The 21,230-nt window shown below is 39.3% G+C and carries 15 protein-coding genes and 1 tRNA gene; 9 read left to right on the top strand and 7 right to left on the bottom strand.

Annotated features, from left to right (window positions below; genetic code table 11):
- Positions 1 to 511: 511 nt before the first annotated feature.
- The 3 genes from ACUR5C_RS07595 to lpxL all read left to right on the top strand — a co-directional run bounded on the left by ACUR5C_RS07595 (position 512) and on the right by lpxL (position 4,419).
- Complete coding sequence (locus tag ACUR5C_RS07595) at positions 512 to 2,068, top strand: SulP family inorganic anion transporter (RefSeq protein WP_454467754.1); 1,557 nt, start codon at positions 512 to 514, stop codon at positions 2,066 to 2,068.
- A gap of 205 nt (positions 2,069 to 2,273) precedes the next feature.
- Positions 2,274 to 3,497 carry a serine hydrolase domain-containing protein gene (locus tag ACUR5C_RS07590; protein WP_454467753.1) on the top strand — a complete coding sequence of 408 codons (1,224 nt, stop codon included), beginning with the start codon at positions 2,274 to 2,276 and terminating at the stop codon, positions 3,495 to 3,497.
- Positions 3,498 to 3,504: 7 nt separating this feature from the next.
- On the top strand, positions 3,505 to 4,419 hold the full coding sequence (gene lpxL, locus ACUR5C_RS07585) for an LpxL/LpxP family Kdo(2)-lipid IV(A) lauroyl/palmitoleoyl acyltransferase (protein WP_454467752.1): 915 nt from the start codon (positions 3,505 to 3,507) through the stop codon (positions 4,417 to 4,419).
- A gap of 44 nt (positions 4,420 to 4,463) precedes the next feature.
- On the opposite strand, the gene ACUR5C_RS07580 is transcribed toward lpxL, so the two are convergent.
- The 5 genes from ACUR5C_RS07580 to gltX form a co-directional block, all read right to left on the bottom strand.
- A complete protein-coding gene (locus ACUR5C_RS07580) occupies positions 4,464 to 4,814 on the bottom strand; it encodes an MmcQ/YjbR family DNA-binding protein (RefSeq protein WP_454467751.1) in 351 nt (116 codons plus the stop codon).
- Positions 4,815 to 4,816: 2 nt separating this feature from the next.
- Entirely contained in the window at positions 4,817 to 5,944 is a 1,128-nt protein-coding gene (locus tag ACUR5C_RS07575; RefSeq protein ID WP_454467750.1) for a hypothetical protein, read from the bottom strand.
- A 102-nt stretch (positions 5,945 to 6,046) separates the two neighbouring features.
- On the bottom strand, positions 6,047 to 7,066 hold the full coding sequence (gene astE, locus ACUR5C_RS07570) for a succinylglutamate desuccinylase (protein ID WP_454467749.1): 1,020 nt from the start codon (positions 7,064 to 7,066) through the stop codon (positions 6,047 to 6,049).
- 211 nt (positions 7,067 to 7,277) lie between these two features.
- A complete protein-coding gene (locus tag ACUR5C_RS07565) occupies positions 7,278 to 8,105 on the bottom strand; it encodes a M23 family metallopeptidase (RefSeq protein WP_454467748.1) in 828 nt (275 codons plus the stop codon).
- Positions 8,106 to 8,145: 40 nt separating this feature from the next.
- Positions 8,146 to 9,564 carry a glutamate--tRNA ligase gene (gene gltX, locus ACUR5C_RS07560; RefSeq protein WP_454467747.1) on the bottom strand — a complete coding sequence of 473 codons (1,419 nt, stop codon included), beginning with the start codon at positions 9,562 to 9,564 and terminating at the stop codon, positions 8,146 to 8,148.
- 131 nt (positions 9,565 to 9,695) lie between these two features.
- Here gltX and ACUR5C_RS07555 point away from each other — a divergent pair.
- From ACUR5C_RS07555 to ACUR5C_RS07530, 6 genes are all read left to right on the top strand, one after another.
- Positions 9,696 to 9,771 (top strand) — tRNA-Val (locus tag ACUR5C_RS07555).
- Between the two features lie 411 nt (positions 9,772 to 10,182).
- Complete coding sequence (locus ACUR5C_RS07550; RefSeq protein WP_454467746.1) at positions 10,183 to 11,568, top strand: FAD-binding oxidoreductase; 1,386 nt, start codon at positions 10,183 to 10,185, stop codon at positions 11,566 to 11,568.
- On the top strand, positions 11,565 to 12,332 hold the full coding sequence (locus tag ACUR5C_RS07545) for a hypothetical protein (RefSeq protein ID WP_454467745.1): 768 nt from the start codon (positions 11,565 to 11,567) through the stop codon (positions 12,330 to 12,332). Before ACUR5C_RS07550 ends, ACUR5C_RS07545 begins: the two co-directional genes overlap by 4 nt.
- A 169-nt stretch (positions 12,333 to 12,501) precedes the next feature.
- Complete coding sequence (locus tag ACUR5C_RS07540; protein WP_454467744.1) at positions 12,502 to 13,872, top strand: ATP-binding protein; 1,371 nt, start codon at positions 12,502 to 12,504, stop codon at positions 13,870 to 13,872.
- A 1-nt stretch (position 13,873) separates the two neighbouring features.
- Positions 13,874 to 15,235 (top strand): sigma-54-dependent transcriptional regulator, encoded by a 1,362-nt coding sequence (locus ACUR5C_RS07535; protein WP_454467743.1) that lies wholly within the window; start codon positions 13,874 to 13,876, stop codon positions 15,233 to 15,235.
- Positions 15,236 to 15,401: 166 nt separating this feature from the next.
- Entirely contained in the window at positions 15,402 to 16,046 is a 645-nt protein-coding gene (locus ACUR5C_RS07530) for a hypothetical protein (RefSeq protein WP_454467742.1), read from the top strand.
- 110 nt (positions 16,047 to 16,156) lie between these two features.
- Here ACUR5C_RS07530 and ggt read toward each other — a convergent pair whose 3' ends face one another.
- Both ggt and ACUR5C_RS07520 read right to left on the bottom strand, forming a co-directional pair.
- On the bottom strand, positions 16,157 to 17,935 hold the full coding sequence (gene ggt / locus ACUR5C_RS07525) for a gamma-glutamyltransferase (protein WP_454467741.1): 1,779 nt from the start codon (positions 17,933 to 17,935) through the stop codon (positions 16,157 to 16,159).
- Between the two features lie 48 nt (positions 17,936 to 17,983).
- Positions 17,984 to 21,226 carry a ligand-binding sensor domain-containing protein gene (locus tag ACUR5C_RS07520; RefSeq protein ID WP_454467740.1) on the bottom strand — a complete coding sequence of 1,081 codons (3,243 nt, stop codon included), beginning with the start codon at positions 21,224 to 21,226 and terminating at the stop codon, positions 17,984 to 17,986.
- Positions 21,227 to 21,230 lie beyond the last annotated feature (4 nt).

The following is a 21,230-nucleotide window of genomic DNA, read 5'->3' as shown; positions in this document are numbered from 1 at the left end:
AGTAAACCTTAAACAACGCCATAGGAAAGCCCTATGGACTGAACATTTTGACTAATCTATGTAAACCTGACTAATCTATACAAATATTCGGTAAAGTTGCTAAAGCTTGTTTAATTACGCTCTCAATAGACAATAGAAGTTTCAACAAAGTTCCGCAAATAAAATTTCGCTATTAAAACCAAGGTATCCATTGCAATTTATAGTTAAAGTTAATGTTATTTCTACATTACTTCTGTATATCATTGGTTTTTATCATATTTTACATATTAAAAATAATCCAAGTATGGTGCTCAATGTTATCGTCTGTGCTAAATAAATACCGCAATTCAGGCAAGCTTTGCGCTTTTTCGCTCCTTAGCAACAGTCACTCAGTCAACTCTTAGCAATGTAACCAGCAATATTGCGAACACCACTCTGGTTATCGACTATACTCAAACACATTTACATTTGACAGAAAGGTTGCTTAGTGTAGTATTCGCGACCTTGTTGCAAGTCTCGGAAATACTCAATTGTGTTTAATTTAATATCTAATTCTCGTTACAGCATTAAAAATGACGTTCTATCTGGACTGACTGTAGCCCTTGCGCTAGTACCAGAAGCAGTAGCCTTTGCCTTTGTTGCCAATGTTGACCCTATGGTCGGTCTATATGCAGCCTTTATGGTCGGCTTAATAACTGCGGTATTTGGCGGTAGGCCGGGGATGATTTCTGGAGCAACTGGCGCAATGGCGGTTGTCATGGTTGATTTAGTCGCTAGAAATGGCGTTGAGTACCTTTTCGCCGCGGTAGTCCTCACCGGAATTATTCAAATATTGGCTGGCGTTTTTAAGCTAGGCATGTTCATTCGAATGGTTCCCTACCCGGTTATGCTCGGGTTTGTTAACGGTTTGGCAATCGTGATATTTTTAGCGCAGTTAGGTCAATTTGAAGTGCGCACTGAAGAAGGCCTTAAAGTCTGGATGAGCGGTGCAACCCTTTACTGGATGATTGGAATGGTCGCGCTCACCATGGCTATCATTCACTACCTCCCCAAAATAACCAAAGCAATTCCTTCGTCACTGGCTGCCATTCTAATCGTTACCGGTATTGTTATTTTCCTAGATGCACCTATTCCAAATGTTATTGAGTATGTAAAAGGCGAATCCGGTGATCCTAACGCAACTTTAGCTGCTGGACTGCCACAGTTTTCTATACCCAAAGTTCCTTTAACTTGGGAAACCTTTTATATTATTTTACCCTACTCGCTCATATTAGCAGCAATTGGCCTTATTGAGTCTCTGCTGACCTTATCACTGATAGATGAAATGACAGAAACTCGCGGTAAGAGTAATAAAGAGTGTATTGGTCAGGGTTCTGCAAATTTAGCTTGCGGCTTTTTTGGTGCAATGGGTGGCTGCGCCATGATTGGTCAAAGTATGATTAATATAAATGCTGGTGGCCGAGGACGCCTCTCCGGAATTACCGCAGCCATTGCCTTGTTATTATTTATTTTGGTGGGTTCCAACTGGATAGAGCAAATTCCATTGGCTGCATTAGTTGGGGTTATGTTTATGGTGGTGCTAGGCACATTTGAATGGGCTAGCATTAATATGATCAACAAGGTACCTAAGTCTGACGCTATTGTGATTATATTGGTTTCCGGCGTAACCGTTGTTTATGACTTAGCCATCGCAGTGATAGTTGGGGTAATCGTGTCTGCACTAGTATTTGCTTGGCAACAGGCTAAACGTATTTCGGCTAAAACTCATATTGATGAAAATGGTTCTAAAATTTATGAATTACACGGTCCTCTATTTTTTGGATCTATTCAAAATTTCCACGATATTTTTACTCCAAGAGAAGATCCTGCAGACGTTATCGTCGATTTTCTTGATGCGCGTGCCTACGATCATTCGGCAATAGAAGCGATAGATTCATTAGCTGAGCGCTATCAAAGAAACAACAAAACACTGCATTATCGTCACTTAAGCCCAGAGTGCATTATTTTACTTAAAAAAGCCGGTAATTTAGTCGAGGTTAATCTAATTGAAGATCCTGACTATCACGTGGTTGATAGTTCTATCGCCTAAGTCACCTAGCAAGCCATATAAAGCTCAATTAGCTGAAAATTTACTCTCCTAATTGAGCTTAATCCCCTCATAGCATTGAATTAATCAGCGAAAATATTGATAAACAAAAGTCAGCCGTGACACCCAGCAATCTCGTCCTTATAATAGAGCCTTCGTTGGTGCTTGAATCACTGCCTTAGCTGAATGCGTGTTAATTGAGTAGCTTATGCAAAAAATAATAAAAACAGTTCTAGTCCTAATTGTAGGAATAAGTGCCTTACTGCTGTTCTTCTTTCAACGAGAAGTGACTCGCCTCTATCATGTTATTTTTCTTTTTGAACCCAATAATATTGTTTACAACTTTCAAAATATGGCGGAAATTTTACCTCATCGAACAGTTACCAACGGCCCCGCTAACTTTCAGTTTAAAACTAATTTAAAACCATTACCTAGCTCGGTTGATATATCACTTAACGCTGCCTCATCCAAGCGACCGTTACAGCAAACTATCAATGTAAAGCAGTTATTAACCGATACCGCTACAACTGGTTTTATTGTGATTAAAGATCAACAAATACTTCATGAGTCTTACTATTTAGGAATGACGCCCGAGACCTTACATATATCTTGGTCAATTAATAAGTCATTTATATCTGCCCTAATCGGTCGAGCGATAGCTGATGGTTTAATCGACAGTATCAATGATCCTATTACTCAATATGTCCCCGAGCTAATAAACTCCGGCTACCATGGGGTACCAATTAAACATATACTACAAATGTCGTCAGGAGTGGCGTTTAATGAAGATTACGCTGACTTTTATTCTGATATTAACCGTATGGGTCGCGTTATTGCACTCGGAAGCTCTATTAATGAATTTGCTGCGGGACTAAAAAAAGCACAGCCCTCAGGAACTCAACTGCGCTATGTAAGTATGGACACTCAAGTCTTAGGCATGTTGCTTCAAAAAGTCACCAACAAAACCCTGTCTGATTATTTACAACAAACACTGTGGCAAAAAATTGGTGCAACGTCCGAGATCAAATGGTTAATCGATGATAATCAAATGGAGCTGGCCTTTGGCACGCTTAACTTAACCTTGCGCGATTATGCTCGCTTTGGACAGCTGTATTTAAATAGAGGCTACTGGGAAGGCGAGTCTATAATACCCGCAGATTGGGTCGATTTATCCACTAGCGCGCAAGCGGATTATTTAAAACCCAGTGGTCCTAATGAAATTGAAAGGTATGGCTATGGTTATCAGTGGTGGTTACCACCTGGTGATAAAAATGACTTTTTGGCCAGAGGTGTTTACGGACAATATATTTACCTAAACCGCACCCACAATGTTGTTATTGTAAAGACTTCCGCAGATCCTAATTGGAAAGCAAATTCACCAAAGAACTTAGAAGTTATCAAGTTGTTTCAAGCACTGGCAGAGAGTTATTAATATCACTATGCAAAAACCAATTAATCGACTGCATCCTAAACACTGGCCAAGTGTATTCGCATTTAGTTTAGTCGCCTTAGTAGGAAAACTGCCATTAAAAGCGCAAACACGACTAGCAAAGCTTGTTGCTTGGTTAATGTTAAATTTGGCACAACGTAGACGTAAAATAGCTGAAACTAATATTGCACTATGTTTTCCACAGCTGAATAAAGAAGAACAGTACCAGTTATTAAAAGACAATTTTTATTGCACGGCGTTAGGCTTAATTGAAACCGCCAGCTGCTGGTTTACACCGCTAGAGTCCCGAATAAATAATAGCCAACTAATTGGTGCAGAACACCTAGATAACGCATTAGCCAAAGGCAAAGGCGTACTTTTATTAAGTTTTCACCTTACAAGCTTAGAAATTGGCGGTTGCCTTTTGGCAAAACATTACCCACTAATGGCAATGTATAAGCCGAGTAAGGGGCAAATTAGCGAAGAGGTTATGCGTAATGGCCGCTTAAAACATGTGGCCGGATTGTTAAAACAAACCGATATTCGCTCTACCGTAAAATCGTTAAAGAAAAACCAAATCGTCTGGTACGCGACCGATCAAAACTACGGTAATAAGTCAGCAGTATTTGTGCCTTTTTTCAATACGCTAGCTTCAACTATCACGGCAACCACCAAATTTTGCAAAATGACTGGAGCAACTGTAGTACCTTTCACTCAAAAGCGCTCTGCCGACGGCCAACATTTTACCTTGGAAATTCACCCGGCCTTTGAAAATTTTCCAGGACAAAACGAAACCGAAGACGCAGCCAGAATCAATTTGTTTTTAGAAAAATACTTAGTTGAAAATCCTGCCGACTATATGTGGCTACACCAGCGCTTTAGAACCCGCCCGCCCGGTGAAGAAAAGATATATCCGAAAAAGTAGAAGGCGAAAACCAAGGGCGCAAAAAACTGATTATTGAAGTTTGGTTAGCAAATTGTTTGTTGAATTTTTTTAGGTAAGCTTTTAACAATTAGCTGATAAGAGTTATCTATTTGCCTTTTTAGTTCTCCGTCAGGTACATCGCCTTGGGTAATCACAGTATTCCAGTGAACTTTATTCATATGATAACCAGGAATAACTGACTCAAATACGTCTCTTAATGCTAAAGCTTCGGCAGGATCACACTTAAGGTTCACTCTAATGGGATCGTCGGCTTGCGAAACAATGGCAAACATTTTATTAGCGACTTTAAAAACTAATATACCCTCACCAAATGGATACCCTTCGGTTACTGCTAACTTACTGCGGCAATAACTAAGCAGCTCAGATTCAGTCATAATTAATTTAGTTTCCAGACAAAACCAACAGAAGCTTGCTGACGCTGAAACTCGTAAAAATCGTTTGGGCTTGTGAACTGCTTAAATTCAACTTTGGCATACAAGCCTAAGCTGGTTTTAAACAATGAAGCGATTAACCAACGATACTCTAGAGCAATGCGGCCGCCTTGCTGCTCTACATCGTTTTGATCTAAATACTCAAAAGGCTGCTGCAGGCTTTCATCAAAAACAAAAGACTCATAATTAAGCATGGCATTTAGATAGTGATAGTCTGCCAGCTGAATATCTGTAGAGACAGAAATTCCAGAGCGCTGCGCATCGTAATACTGAGTTCCAGATGAGCTTCTGTTCACATAAAAAAACTGAAAGTCCCATTCTGTGCCTTGTTCGGTATGAAAGATATAACCTAAATGAGTTTGATATCGATTAAATGACAATTGCGAACCATCAATTAACTCACCTTGCTCATCCCTGTCTTCTCGTGCTTTGTAATCTCGTAAGTGGTGGGTAAATCCAATATAATATTCTGCGCTTGCTTGCGGCTTAAACCCTAACTTAGTTCCTACAGAGCTCTCTTTATGGTCAAGGTTATCGAGTCCATCTAATGCATATTGCTGGAAACTTACATCTTTATTTTGATAATTAACTTCGATGTATGCACGCTCACTAAATGGATGGCTTAAGCTAAATTGGTAAAATCGCGAGTCACTATCAAAGCGATCGGCAATAGAATTATTGTCGTAAGTCGCAACCAGTCCGGTTTCTTTGGCAATATAAGTTTCGTCGTTACGCTCAACGCCAGCACCAAGCGCATAATTAAAAGGCAGTTCTAATAAATTGAAATTTGATTGCACTGCAATCGCAAGTTCACCAGCGAAGCGATCGGCTCTATCGTCATTAAAATAAAGCGTTTTTTCGACGTTTATGTCCCACAGTAGCCAATCGTTATAACTGCTTTTAGAGTAAATACCAGCCTGAGCAAACTCTTGCTGTACCGTGCCTGAAGTATCAGATAAATCGTGAGGGTTAGTATCTAAGCCAACATGAAGCAAAGCTTCCAGTTTAGCAGCATTGGCGCTATGGTAGATAAACAGCAGCACTACCCCAACAAACAAGTGATTCATTTTCATTGTGATATCAATAATTTGAGCAATTTAAACCAGTTTAAATCAAATTAGGAGTGAGTGCTTGACCTTTTTCACATTCCTATGTTTAAAAGTAGCTGGTTTAAATTAGTTATCGACCTTAGTGACCATAACAGCGACTCTCTGACCTACCGGTACATTAATATTAGGAAAAACAACCGCTTCTTGGTTAAAGGCTACTCGGTAATTAAAATCAACGTCTTCGGCAATTAAAAAACCTTGTGGAAACGGCGTAAAGTTTTCTACTGATTCGCTGACATAAAATTTAAATTCTTCAGAATGCTTAATAATTTCTGCCACCACTTTATACTCAATGACATTTTCTGAACCATAGTCGGTTAACGCTTTATCTTGTAACAACAACTCTAAACATTGAGTTGCTTTAGCAAAGTCAGCAACATTATTTTCGCCAAAGGGTTTAACTTTTCCAAGCTCTAAAGTATACGCCTCTGCACCAAACTGGCTGACAGAAAACGCAGAAAAAGTGGTCGATGGTTTGTTGTGTTGTAATACCGCTTCAATTCCAGCAGCTGACAATAAAGCTTTATGAGCCTTAGTTATTGGGTGATTGTCAAAAGGTCTTATGGCAAATGTTTGGTGAAACGACGGTTTAATCGCAGTATGTAAATCTAAGTGGCGTTTGTTTGCCTCAGGAAAATCATTAAAAAACTGGATAACGTAAGTCTCTAAATCTTTAGCGCGTTCAAGCTCATATTTATTTTGCTCGGTTTTAGGGTAATCCTTATAAGCACCGTTAAATAGGCGATTCATATTAATTTCTACAAATCGCTGTGAAATCTTCATAGACTCTGGATTACCTAAAATGAAAAGCACATTCACTTTGGGCTCTAAATATCCGAGCACAATTTTACTCAGCAATTCAGACAATATTTCAATAGGCGCGGTTTCGTTACCATGAATTGCACAGCTCAACACTAACGCCTGTGTGCTCGGTTTAACCGGCTTAACTCGAATAACTCCACTATCATGTTGTTTTAAAGCAACTTGATTAGGCAAAGTGACCCAGTCTTCAAAAGTAGCATTATGTGGTTGCTGCGAAAGCTTGATAAAACCGTCTTTAACTTCTAAAAAACTTAGCACTGTCATTACGTCCTTAATTAAATGAGTGACTGGCGCTTAGTTTATTTTGCCAAGCTCACTCTACTATTTAGTTAAAACAATCTTATTTAGTTAAAACAATCTTATTTAGTCAAAACTATCTTATTTAGTTAAAACTACCTTATTGAAATTATAGGCTGCTTTCTGGTTAATAAGCAGCTTCACAGAAAACTTATTTAGGCTGTTAAACAAGTTCCTGTTACTGACTGATACCCTCGAGCAGTAACTGCGGATCTAAGCGAACATTAAACCAGTTTAATCGCCAATCTAGATGCGGCCCTGTTGCCCTACCCGTTTTCCCGATAGTTGCAACTTTTTGACCTTGCTCAACCCAATCGCCTTGCTTCACATTAATGCTGTGTAAATGAATATAAGTAGAAGTCACGCCAAAGCCGTGGTCTATTAATAGCGTGCCACCAGAATAAAACATGTTTGAATGGACAAGCACGACTTTACCAGAGGCAGGCGCAACAACCGGCTCGCCGACTGAATTGGCAATGTCTAAACCAAAATGTGGTCGCTTAGGTTCACCATTTAATACTCTTTGGCTGCCATAAACACCGGAGATACGGCCTTTAGCGGGCCAAATAAAACGACTTTTAAAACTGGTTAAGTCGCTATTAGTTTGCCGAGCTTTATAAACTAGCGCCGCTTCTTGTCTTATTCTGGCGAGTACTTCAGGCTTTTTAGGTGAAACTTTGCTTGGTGGCAACCCGTCGACCCTTTCAATTTTCCAGTCACGCGCTCCAATAGCAATGCTTTTAGTAAAGCGTCCTTTAGCCGTTTGATATTCCAAGGCCACTTGAGGTTTTGCTTCTCTACCCACGCCAAAAACAAAATAACCTGCTGAGTCTTGTTTAAGTTTTTTATCTGCAAAAAAAACTTCACCGGGCACAGTTAACTGTCCAACAATTAGACTTCCCTGAACTGGATTTTTGGTTAAAATTTTGATCTCTGACGCTAAGACATTAGCACAACATAATAATAACCAAAGCCCGCTTAGCGACTTTAAGAAATTGTTTAACAAAAACATTACCCTATTCAATCGAGTTTTCCTTGTAACCAAATTACGCGCTCTGTTCGCGTTTTTCAATTGCAGCAAGCGCCTGATCAATGCGCGCTAAACTACGCTCTTTACCTACCCACTGTAATGTAATATCGAGACTCGGTGACATACCTGCACCGGTAACGGCAACTCGCAGTGGCATCCCAATTTTACCCATTCCAATTTCTAACTCAGCTGCAGTTTCTTCTATAGCAGCTTGTAGTCCAGTAGCTTCCCAGATTTGTATGCAACTTAGCTTTTCTTTAATAGCTAAAAGAGGTTCTTTAGCCACTGGCCGTAAATGTTTTTTAGCAGCCTTTTCTTCAAAGTCCTCAAAATCGGTGTAATAAGGCTTAACTATTTCTACTAAGTCTTTTAAGGTTTGCACTCTTTCAGCAAACTCTGGAATCAGTAAACTAATTTCTGGCCCATTAGCTAAATCAAGGCCTGACTGCTCGATATGCCAACTAAGATGTGGCAGCAACTCAGACATGGGTAGTGACTTAATATATTGTTGATTTAACCAATTAAGCTTTTGCGTATTAAATGCTGAGGGCGCTTTGTTGATGTCGTTAATATCAAATAAATCTAGCATTTCTTGCATACTAAAAATTTCCTGATCACCGTGTGACCAGCCTAAGCGAACTAAGTAATTGAGTACTGCTTGGGGAACATAGCCGTCGTCTCTAAATTGCATCACACTTACCGCCCCGTGACGCTTAGACAGTTTTTTCCCATCGTCACCCAAGATCATAGGTACATGACCATATTCTGGCGGTGTCGCATTTAACGCTTTAAAAATATTAATCTGTCGCGGTGTATTGTTTAAGTGGTCGTCACCGCGGATTACCTGAGTAATGCCCATATCCCAATCATCAACAACAACAGTAAAGTTGTAAGTTGGAGAGCCGTCGGTTCGGGCGATAATTAAATCATCTAGTTCATTATTTTGAAATGACACTTCACCTTTTACAACGTCTTTAAAACTAACCGCTCCTGTTTGAGGATTTTTAAATCGGATAACGTGATCTTTGGAAAGATCAACTTCATCTGCGGTTAAATGACGACAAGTCCCATCATAACGAGGCTTTTGCTTATTAGCCATTTGCTGCTCGCGTAACGAGTCTAATCGCTCTCGGCTACAAAAACAGGGATAAGCTTGATCGGTAGCTATGAGTTGTTGAATAACTTCCTTATAGCGCTCAAATCGATGAGTTTGATAAATGGGGCCTTCGTCCCAATTTAACCCTAACCAATTCATTCCTTCTAAAATGGCTTCAACTGCTTCGGGGGTTGAGCGCTCAAGATCCGTATCTTCGACTCTTAATACAAACTCCCCTTGGTTTGCTCTAGCGTGCAGCCAAGAATAAAGTGCAGTACGCGCACCACCAACATGTAAATAGCCCGTAGGCGAAGGAGCAAATCGAGTTTTAACAGACATCTAATATTCACTTTTTGGTTAGAAAATTCACTTAGTTTTATTTTATCAAAATGTCCGCTGAAAAAAATATTTAATTTAATAGTTGACGGATAAAAATTTTATCTCTATCATGCGCCCCGTGTTGACGACATGGGCGCTTAGCTCAGTTGGGAGAGCATCGCCCTTACAAGGCGAGGGTCAGTGGTTCGAGCCCACTAGCGCCCACCATGTCGGCTCTACACATCTAATTTGAGTACTTTCCTACTGCTAGATTAGTCACACGCTTACTGCACTGTTTTCTCTATTATTCTTTATTTCTAATTTGATATTTCTCACCCATTAAATTTTCCAGTTAAGTCAATTTTTCACGACCTATCGTCTTTGCTAAATAGATTGTATCTTAGTTCAATTAAATAGCGCTTATAACAACCTTATACCTCATTTAGCTAGTTATCGATGACTTAGCTCACATAGCTCAAACTATTGCAACCAGCCCAGCTCTATATACTTGCACTAACTATTGCCTGCTGCACAAGGTAATTCGCTATTAAACACATAAATTGCTTCTAACCAACAATTCATCGAAGTACAATAGCGGCTTTATCAGCCCACACATCAGTTATATACGGTTATTGTTTAATGTCAGATTTTATCCAAGCGCTAAAAGACATCGTAGGTTCCGAGTTTGTATCCATTTCAGCTGACGACTTAGCGACTTATGGCCAAGATTGGAGCCGCCTCTATACGCCTAATTCACTGGCGCTAGTTAAGCCTGCTAATACCAACGAAGTGGCGCAAGTCGTTAAAGTTTGCCAAGAACATAATATTGCCATTGTTCCTTCTGGCGGGCGTACAGGCTTAAGTGGCGGCGCAGTTGCCACCAATCAAGAGCTTATATTATCACTCGACCGGCTCAACCAAATTAGTGACTTTAACCCCTTAGATCGAACGGTTCATTGTGGCGCCGGTGTAATTACCCAGCAGTTACAAATGTTTGCAGAAGAAAACAATTTATATTACCCCGTTGACTTCGCATCTGCTGGCTCTAGCCAAATTGGCGGAAACATCGCGACCAACGCCGGTGGCATTAAAGTATTAAAATATGGACTAACCCGAGACTGGGTTGCGGCAATTACCGCAGTAACAGCAGATGGCGAAGTTTTACACTTGAATCATGCACTGGTTAAAAATGCAACAGGGTACGACTTACGCCATTTATTAATTGGCAGCGAAGGCACTTTAGCAATTATCACCGAAGCAACTATGCGCCTAACCAACCCACCACAAAACCCAACGGTTATGCTGCTAGCGGTAGACGAGCTTAGCAACGTGTCTAACTTACTAAGTCATTTTCAAGCCCATCTTGATTTAATGGCATTTGAATTTTTCTCCCAAGCCGCATTAGAAAAAGTGCTAGCGCATAGAGACTTAAAAACACCATTTGACACACCAGCGAGCTTTTATGTTTTATTGGAGTTCGAATCTCCTTCTGAACAGGTTATGGAAAAATCTTTCGAAGCGTTTGAATCAGCGGCAGAAAATGGTTGGTTAGTCGATGGTGTTATTAGCCAAAGTAGTCAGCAAGCAGAAGAACTTTGGCAATATCGTGAAGGAATTTCTGAGTCAATCGCTCACTACCCGCCCTATAAAAACGATATCGCTGTCAAGCCCTCTTTAGTTGGCGAGTTTTTAACTCAAGTCGACGAATTTGTAAATCGTCATTACCCCAGCTTTGAAAATATTTGGTTTGGACACATTGGCGATGGAAACCTGCACCTGAATATTTTAAAACCTGCTGCAATGGACTTAGACACATTTAAAGCAGAATGTGCTCAAGCCAACCCGCAAATTTTCGATATTTTAAAATCTTTTAATGGTAGTATTTCAGCAGAGCACGGCGTAGGCTTATTAAAGAAAGACTACTTGCACTATAGCCGTAGCCAAGCAGAGCTAAGATTAATGTCACAAATTAAAACGACTTTTGACCCAGACAATCGACTTAACCCGGGCAAACTATTTAAATGATCGCATTAATCGCCAGTTTTTTCTCGCTTTTTGTTGGCCCTTTAGTTTACCAAACATTTGGCCCAATGAAGCGTACAGATAAAATTGTCAGTGGCTTTATCATTGTTATGGTTGGTTTTACTGTTGTATTTGAAGTGCTTCCAGAAACATACAGCGAAATCGGTTTAATCGCATTACTACTCTGTTTTGTTGGTTTTTACGGGCCTACATTTATTGAGAAAACGTTTCGAAAAGCCGCTGATACAACCCATAAGCTCACTATTTTATTGGGCATATTAGGGTTAATCGTGCATGCCGGACTTGACGGTATCGCAATGCAAACCGCAGAACACAAACCCAATGGGCTTAGTTTAGCTATTGTTTTGCATAGGCTCCCTGTTGGCCTAACCATTTGGTGGATTTTAAAGCCGCTGTTGGGTGAGCGTTATGCCCTACTCACTTTGTTATTAATGGGTTTAGCAACCCTTGCTGGATACGCTGGCAGTCAATCAATTATTCTTTTAAAAGAAAGTAGCATACTCGCTTTCATGCAGTCGCTTATCGCTGGTTCATTACTTCATGTTGTAATTCATAAGCCCCATTCAGACGGCTGTATGCATACTAGCGAAGCTCACGAACATCATCACCAACCCCATCTTTCGGCACCACCAACGAAAAGACACAGCCGCTCAATCGCAGGCCTTAAAAAGCTAATTCTCCGCTGGGAAACCATTGGTTATATTTTAGGTATCGCGACTTTTATTGTTATTCATTCACAACACTAACTGATCGGTTAGTCGCCACACCCCCTTGGGTTGCTCTAGCTCATAATTATGGTTACAGTTAGTCTAATTGCGGCTTATATTAGTGTTGTTATTTATTAACTAAACGAGTGGCATGAAACCTGCTTTCTAATCTCAGTAATAAGGTCAACATTTAAGTAGGACTGTGCGAATGACATATAAAAACCTGAGTTTATTGTTTATAACGACGCTTTTAACGCTAGTGCTAGCGTCACAGTGGTTTGCAATTAACCAATCAACTCAATTAATCGCTGATGAAATTGGCAAGTCAGCATTTGAAGTTAGCCGAGCAACTGCAGAAAAGCTAATATTTTCACAACCTAAAGTGATTATTGAGAAAGTTAAATTAAGTCCGCATAGCCCTGCTATCGCAGTGACGACTGACACATCTGACAAACTTTTGCTCAAAGAGCCAATGTCGACTAGAAAGACCATTCGAAAGACTCAACATATTTCCTCTAATCTACTCCAACAGTTTGACCAAGAAGTAACCATAGAGCTAATTAATCGAGCCGAAGATAAATACTTAATCTTACAGAGTGCCAACAACACATTCCAAGTTCCCATACCACGCACAGGGATTGAAGAATCCTTAGAAAATTTATCAAACCAAATGTTTTATGTCACTTTTGGACTACTTATTTTAGGCGTATGCATTGCGATAATTTTTGTTAATACTATGCTCAAACCGTTACTCGATTTACAACAAGCCGCAAAGCAAATTGCGACTGGAAATTTTGGCCATAAAATTAAGTCCGCTACCATTTGGCAACCGAAAGAAATTAAACAAACTCATGATAGCTTTAACCAAATGTCTAGCCAAATTCAGTCTCTTCAACAAAACAACCAACGACTACAAGAACAAGCACAACTAAGTGAATTAGCCGAAATAGCTCGAGGAATTGCTCACACTATTAGAAACCCGTTAAACACGCTTAGCTTTGCTATTGAACAACTCGCTGAAGCCAGCGACAAGCGAACGCAAACTATCAAAACTACGCAAATAGCTAAGCAACAGATTAGTCGTATTGATCGTTGGGTTAAATCTTTAATGACCGTGATGAATAACGATGCGACGTTAATAAAGACCGTTGATTTAGATCATTTATTGGTAAATTTAATCGCTGAAATAAAGCCGGGATATAACAAAGATATTATTTATCGCAGCGAGAATAAAGCGGTAAATTTAATGCTGGTAGAGTCTGAGATTAAGGGCATTTTACAATGCCTAATTGTGAATGCGCTCGAAAACAAAGCCTCAACCCAAGTTACTATTAATTTAGGCAACAAAGCCTCTAATGAAAACTTGGTTAAACTTGAAATAAAAGACAATGGCACAGGACTAAGTGAGTCAATTAAACAAAATTTATTTAAACCGCACAACACGAATAAAACCTATGGTGCTGGTATGGGGCTATATCTCGCCCATAGAGTAATCACCTTAAAGTATGCTGGCAGCATTAGCCTAACCAATACCGAAGATGGTTGTGTTTGTTTAGTCACGCTTAAAAATAGAGAATAGTATGCCGATAAATCCAGTTAACATATTATTAGTTGAAGACGAAGCCGAACAGCGCGAGCTTATTAAGCAGGCATTAAGCAGGCACGGCTTTTTAGTTGACGACTGTGGTAGAGCAGAAGTAGCAATACAAAAACTAAAGCAAACTGCTTATAGTGTGGTAATTTCCGACTGGAAATTGCCAGAACAGTCAGGCGAATCAATTTTAGAGTTTATAAAAGCCAATACACCGCAAACAGCGTTTATTTTAATTACCGCGCATAGCGATCCATCCCATGCAATAAAGCTCATTAGGGCCGGCGCTGACGACTATTTAGCTAAACCATTTGACTTATCTAGCTTGGTTTTTAGTATTAACAAACAGCTTTATATCAGCGAAGTTGAGCAACAAAATGCGGTGCTTAAAAGCCAGAATAATCAACGAGATCGACTTGTTGATATGATTGGCGATTCCGAAGCAATGAACAAAATTTACCAACGAATAGAAAAAACTGCAGCAACCCACGCAACAATTTTAATCAGTGGTGAAAGTGGCACTGGCAAAGAGCTTGCGGCCAGAGCAATACATAAACTATCAGAACGTTTTGAACAATCGTTTATAGCGGTAAATTGTGCTGCAATTCCAGAAAGTCTGGCTGAGGCTGAGTTGTTCGGTGCCGAAAAAGGCGCATATACTGGCGCCAATAAAGTTCGAATCGGTTCGATTGAAGCCGCTGATGGTGGCACGCTATTTTTAGATGAAATTGGCGAGCTGCCGCTATTAATGCAAAGTAAGATTTTGCGCTTTTTACAAGAAGGCTGCATCACTCGAATCGGATCGAATAAAGAGATTCAATTAAATGTTAGAGTAATTGCTGCAACCAATAGAAACTTAACAGAAGAAATAAAAGCACAACGATTTCGCGAAGACCTTTACTACCGATTAAGTGTAATTCCAATTCATATGCCCCGGTTGAGTGAACGCAGCGAAGACTTACCTAGCTTGATCCAGTTTTTTATTGAAGATGCCTGTAGAAAATATCAAAGGCCAACCGTGACTATTGCAAAAGCCGCGTTGAAAGCGCTTCTAAGCTACAGCTGGCCTGGTAATGTAAGGCAACTTAAAAACACCCTTGAACGCCTAGTTATTTTAGCGAACCAAAATCAGATCGAGTTAGCTGACTTTGAAGAATTAAATTTAACTCAACAACCAATTTCCACAGACTTTACTTTGCCTAAGGAAGGTTTAGACTGGGAAGCACACGAACGCTCGTGTTTGCAGCAAGCACTCGAAATGTGCCACCAAAATAAAACCAAAGCGGCTAACTTATTGGGCATGAGCTATAAAGCATTTTTATACCGCCTAGAAAAATATCGTATTTCCTGATATCAGGTCTAATTTCCCTATATAAGGATATTACTTAGAAAATGCTATTTCAAATAGCAGCTATACTTGTTCAAATATTGGCACGCTTATTGTTATGTTTAAGCTAACTAACAATTAAGTTAGTCAGGTCATAATAAATATTGAAACAGTTTAAGGAGTCACTCACATGAATAAAACAACTTTATCAATCGTCAGCTTAGCGTTTTTTTGTAGCCTAAGTTTTCTAAGCCAAACTGCAAATGCTGCAAATGCTGCAAATGCTGCAAATGAAGCGACCGAAGTACAAATAAAAGTTGAAAAAGAATCGACTGGTCAATCCAAGGTTAATCTAGTGTTAGACGGCTCGCAACATACCTTTACGCTTCCACAGCTACAAGAAGAAGAAACTCAGGTCATTACCACACAAGAAGGAGCCAATTTAAACGCAACTAGAAATAACGATAAAATTAAAATTGAAGTAGAAGGTAAAACAGTTGATATACCTGTCTTTAAAGGCGATATGGCAGCCAAACTTCACCGGGCCAAGCATTTAAGTCGCCACGATATTAATCAAGTAACGGTTTCTGGAGTTGAATTAAACGATGAGCAAAAAGAAATAATAAAACAAGCCTTTATTTCTGCTGGGGTCACTAAAAAAGTTGAGTTTGCAAACTCAAACTTAATTGTCATAAAAGAAATGAGCGACGATGTAAGCCTCAATTCAAAGCACTGTGAAGCGGAAGATGAATGCGAATTCGAAGTTATTCTTGATGATAATATTGGCGATAAAAACGGAAAAACTGTGCGCAAAATAATAATTGATAAAAAATAGCCTAGTTTACCGGGTAAGCAAAAATATTTTGCTTACCCGCTAATAGTTTCCGCTTTGAAGTGGTTATTGGAAGTTATGTTTTTTCCAAAACAACCAATGAAGCATTCAGTTTATTTTTCTTTTTCAGTTACACTTAAAATTTCATTGGTACCCTTAGCTAAACTCCCCGGACGTCTAGGATCAGAAAAGCCCATAAAAAGGCCGTTAGCATATTCCACTGACTGTATACTGCCCCAAGGATTTCTTGAAACAACTGAGTGACCTAATTGCTGTAATAGCTTGATACTATCTACAGGAAAGCCAGGCTCTAAATAAAGATTATCAGGAAGCCACTGGTGATGAATTCGTGGTGTTATCGTTGCGTCAGCTATGTTCATTCCGTGCACAAGTCGATTTAACAGAAAGTTAAAAACGATAGTAATAATTTTACTTCCCCCTGGACTTCCCGTCGCAAGCCAAGGCTGGTTATCTTTCAAAACAATGACCGGTGTCATCGAACTTAAGGGGCGTTTTCCAGGCTGAATAGAGTTAGCGCTCCCACCAATTAGACCATAACCATTAGGAGAGCCTGGTTTGGCTGAAAAATCGTCCATTTGGTTGTTTAGAAGCATTCCGATACTAGGAATAGTTTTACCCGAACCAAAACTAAAGTTTAAAGTGTAGGTGTTAGAGACCATGTTTCCTTGACTATCCATTATTGAAAAATGGGTAGTTTGCGGGCTTTCTTTATCTAACCATTGACCGGGTTTAATTTCGCTCGATTTAACTGCTCTTTTAAGATTAATTGCTTGCGCAATTCGCTTGGCATAGCGCTTATTGATTAGTTCATCAACGGGGACTCTTACGAAGTCAGGGTCACCTAAATACTTACTGCGATCGGCATAAACATGTTTAAGCGCTTCGGTTTTTATGTGGGTTTCGTAAGCACTATTTGCACCGGCTTCTTTAATTGGAAAGTGTTCCATTATATTAAGCAATTGAAGTAAGTGAACACCACCAGAGCTTGGCGGTGGCATGCTGTAAATAGTATAGCCATTAAACTTAGTCGACAAAGGTTGACGCCACTTCGCTTGATAGCTTTGTAGATCGTTAAGTGTTATCAAACCTTCATTTTCTTTAAAATAATCTGCGATTGATTTGGCGATACTGCCTTGGTAAAAATCATCACCGTAACTCTGTTGTATTTTTCTAAGCGTTGCAGCCAAAGCGGTTTGCTTAATCACATCACCAACTTGCCACATTGAACCATCAGGTTTAATAAATTGCGATTTACTGCCAGGGTCACGGCTAAACCGCTCGCGCTTAGAATTTAGCGAGTGTGCTAGCGCAAAGGTGACGGGCATGCCTTCTGCAAGCTCAATTGCAGGTTGAATTAGTTTAGCAAACGGCAATCGACCAAATTTCTTATGCGCTTTTACCAAACCTGCGACAGTTCCTGGAACGCCACTAGACAAATGAGAAAAGCGTGCTCGATGATTTGCTACCTCACCATTAGAGCCAATAAACATGTTTTTATTCGCTAATAAGGGCGCTTTTTCTCGATAATCGAGTGCATTGACTTGTTTTGCTTGTTGATCGTATATCATCATAAAGCCACCACCACCGATGTTTCCTGCTCTAGGTAAGGTAACAGCTAGGGCAAATCCAACTGCCACAGCAGCATCGACCGCATTGCCTCCTTGTTCTAAAATATTAACTCCAACTTGAGTGGCTCGTGCCTCTTGCGACGCAACCATTCCTGCTTGCGCAACTTGTGGAAAAACAATTGAATTAAACTCTAGCAGAGCGCTATCATTTCGCGACTTTGCTTGGGCAGCAGCGCCTATTAAAAAACAAAAAATAAAACTAGTAAAAACACTAATCGTTAACACTTTAATCGATCGATTCATTCTCAGTCTTACCTTCTTTAGTTACTTTGTATTTTAATCTATTAACGCCTAAACATTATTCAATGTAATAAAGTTAGACTCTATTAAATCTTCAATAGAGCAGCCTTGAGACTTTTCAATAACTTCAACTATAGACTGGCTAAAGTCAACTCTATGCAGCAATCCCGTGGTTTCTCTAACTTTATAGTCGTGCACTCTAGTAAGTACATCTAAGACTTTTACGTAGTCTAAATTTTTGGGCAGGTTATCTGCAAACATTTCTACATAAGTAAGTCCAAAACGAGATTGTAAAGTGACGCCATTCGCCACATGAAACAGAATTTTCGCCATTTGATTCACAAAGTAAACCAAACTTTGTGAGGTTACGTTGCCGTTTTGAGTGTTGCCCAACAGTATAAATTGGTTTGGCGCTTGAATACTTATAAACATTTCACTGGAAGTATATTGTTTTACTTGCTTCGCGATTTGGCTAATGACTTCTAACATGCAAACATGATTATGTTGTTTGGCTAATTGTTTAAAATCGATTACTTCAATAACGGCAAACAGGTTAAAGCTATCTGGTTTAGTGGAAAACTTGCGAGTTTCAAAGTCGATAAGCTCTCTAAAATATCGATAGTTATAAAGGCCGGTTAGTTCATCTCTAAACTCTTGTGTTGCTAAAATGAGTTTAGCTTGAGTCGCTTGTTTATTTAACTTACTAACCTGCTCAACTTTAGACTCCAGCTCTAGACGTAAATCGTCATTGAGTTTTTTCGACTCTTTATTTCTGACTTCTTCAATTTTAACTAAGTTCTCTATCTTGGTAAGTTTTAGACCATAATATCTTCGCATATAAAAAACCGTTAACATGACGGTTAACAAAGCCAAAAAGATAACTAAATATAAAGCTTCAGTACTTTTTATAAAGTTAGATTTTACAATAATCTTTAAACGTAAATTCTGAGAAGACCAGGGTTCATCATCAATTTTTGACTGTATATCTAAGAAATACAGTCCTTGTGGTAAGCCCGCTAAAATAAAACTTCGTTCTCGTCCAATCGATTTCCAATCTTTATCTAAGCCGAGTATTCTGTATCGGTATTGTTGAGATGATAACTTTTTATAGTATAAGTCCGACACACTGATCTCTATAGTTGACTCACCTTTACGCTTGGTAATTTGTGGTTGACTCTGTTGACTAAGGTTATACAAATCAACATATCGATTACCCACTTTAATTTTAGTAAAGGTTAAATTTCGACGTGGCTCTCGCTTGTTATAATTATAACTATTCACCACGGTTACACCATTTATACTACCAAAATAAAGTACACCATTATTATCAGAAAAATAGCCAGCACTATTAAACTCATCACTTGTTAACCCATCGTTCTCGCGGTAACTTCTCAACGAACCTTTGTTTTCGGAATATTTAACCAAGCCTAAATTAGTTGATATCCAAAGCTGATTTTTTGCATCTTCCAAGATGCCATAAATATTATTATTGGGTAGCCCCTGCTCTTTGGTTATTCGTTCAAAATAAATATCATTGGGGCCATTTCGAAACACTTTGTTTAATCCATTGGCAGTACCAATCCATAACACGCCTCGACTATCTTCAAAAATGCTTTGAACATCGTCACTCGAGAGTGACTGCTGATTATTTGGTTGATATTGATAATGCTGCCATTGCTGCGCTTCAGGGTAGTAAACTAACAATCCGCTAGGGCCACCAATCCAGTAATTACCATCTAATGTTTGGTAGATACGGCTAACCCGAGCGTTTCGATCTTTAAAGCTGTAAGGAATTTCGGTTAATAAATCTTTTATAAATATGGTAATGTTATCTGCTGTTCTAACTTGCCGCTCGACCTTGAATAATCCTTTTAACGTGGCTAACCAAATCTCTCCATCATGATCTTCGTATATCTGAAAAATGAAATCATTCAGCGGGTAAGCCTCATTATTTTTTACTAGGTTAAAGGTTAACGCTTTGTCTGTATTTAAATCGAATAATGACATACCTCTGGTTGAACCGACCCAGAGTTTATTTTGATGGTCAATTAGCAGCGAATAAGCATAATCGAGATGTTTTTTATCGTTAAAGTAATTTGCAAATGGCTGAGATAGCTCGCCTGTCATTAAATCTAAACTTAAAACATTGCTTCCAAAACTGGCTAACCATAATCGCTCAAAACGGTCTTTTGCTATTGAGTGTATTTTATTAGACAAGTTTAGTTTGTCTGTATCTGAACGAGTTACAAGCCGTTCGAACGCAGTTTTAGATGGATCAAGAATATTTAAACCGTTGGCGTATGTGCCAGCCCAAACTAATCCATTGTTATCGATAAAAACCGACAAAATGTCACTAGATGACAATCCTTCCAAATCGCTAGGATCATATTGAAAGCGCATTGACTCATGTTCTTTAACTCGATAATAAACCAAGCCATTATCAGTTGCTACCCACAAGTTATTATCACTATCAAGAGTAATATCTTGAATATAGGCGGTACTTAAAAGCCTTTGCTTTTTAGACAGACTAAACTCATTAAAGTCGCCCGTTTTAAGGTTGATTTCTGCCAAGCCACCGCTGCTACCTATCCATAGCTGATCTTCAAACACCGCAGTGGACAAAATAATTCGTTCAGATAACCACTGTTTAAAATCGCCATGGCAAAGCGGTTGTAATTCTCTTTGCTTACTTAACAAGTAAATACAGGACTCGGTCGCTACGATCGCTTGCTCGCCATAAGCTTTTATTTCTACCACTTCGACATCTAACGACTTATTCGCAGCGCTCTTAAACAAAACAACTTGATCTTGTTCGGCTTGATATTCAAAAAGGCCGTTATCGCCTCCAATCAATACCTGTTGTTGGCTGTTAACTAAGATGCTATTAACAAAAGATTTAAGATCGGGGTTATTTGCATGGAAGCTTTTAAATTCTTGCGTTTTAAAATCAAAAAAACTAGCGCCTTCTTGAGTACCTAGCCACAAGCCTTTACCAGCTTGTTCGGTTATAGCAACGATATAATTATTATGCAGAGAGTTAGGATTACTGTGTACATGCTGAAACACTTCAAACTCATAACCGTCGAATCGGTTGAGCCCATCTTCTGTTGCCACCCAAATAAACCCAACGCTATCTTGATAAACCTGGTAAACAACGCTTTGCGACAATCCTTGTTTTAAAGAAAGTGATTGAGCACGAAATGCTTTCTGATAACGATGATCAAGATTATTAGCACTTCCAGCGCATGCAAATAAAGCAAGAAAACTGCTGAGCATTATTGTCAATAGTTTCAAATCT

Source organism: Aliikangiella aequoris (genome assembly GCF_053709105.1).
This window is presented reverse-complemented; position numbering and strand designations above follow the sequence as displayed.

Excerpts from the sequence above, each read along its gene's own strand:
- ACUR5C_RS07535 (WP_454467743.1), top strand. The coding sequence starts at position 13,874 with ATGCCGATAAATCCAGTTAACATATTATTAGTTGAAGACGAAGCCGAA.
- ACUR5C_RS07590 (WP_454467753.1), top strand. The coding sequence starts at position 2,274 with ATGCAAAAAATAATAAAAACAGTTCTAGTCCTAATTGTAGGAATAAGT.
- ggt (WP_454467741.1), bottom strand. The coding sequence starts at position 17,935 with ATGAATCGATCGATTAAAGTGTTAACGATTAGTGTTTTTACTAGTTTT.
- ACUR5C_RS07575 (WP_454467750.1), bottom strand. The coding sequence starts at position 5,944 with ATGAAAATGAATCACTTGTTTGTTGGGGTAGTGCTGCTGTTTATCTAC.
- gltX (WP_454467747.1), bottom strand. The coding sequence starts at position 9,564 with ATGTCTGTTAAAACTCGATTTGCTCCTTCGCCTACGGGCTATTTACAT.
- ACUR5C_RS07550 (WP_454467746.1), top strand. The coding sequence starts at position 10,183 with ATGTCAGATTTTATCCAAGCGCTAAAAGACATCGTAGGTTCCGAGTTT.
- ACUR5C_RS07545 (WP_454467745.1), top strand. The coding sequence starts at position 11,565 with ATGATCGCATTAATCGCCAGTTTTTTCTCGCTTTTTGTTGGCCCTTTA.
- ACUR5C_RS07580 (WP_454467751.1), bottom strand. The coding sequence starts at position 4,814 with ATGACTGAATCTGAGCTGCTTAGTTATTGCCGCAGTAAGTTAGCAGTA.
- ACUR5C_RS07530 (WP_454467742.1), top strand. The coding sequence starts at position 15,402 with ATGAATAAAACAACTTTATCAATCGTCAGCTTAGCGTTTTTTTGTAGC.
- ACUR5C_RS07540 (WP_454467744.1), top strand. The coding sequence starts at position 12,502 with ATGACATATAAAAACCTGAGTTTATTGTTTATAACGACGCTTTTAACG.
- lpxL (WP_454467752.1), top strand. The coding sequence starts at position 3,505 with ATGCAAAAACCAATTAATCGACTGCATCCTAAACACTGGCCAAGTGTA.
- astE (WP_454467749.1), bottom strand. The coding sequence starts at position 7,066 with ATGACAGTGCTAAGTTTTTTAGAAGTTAAAGACGGTTTTATCAAGCTT.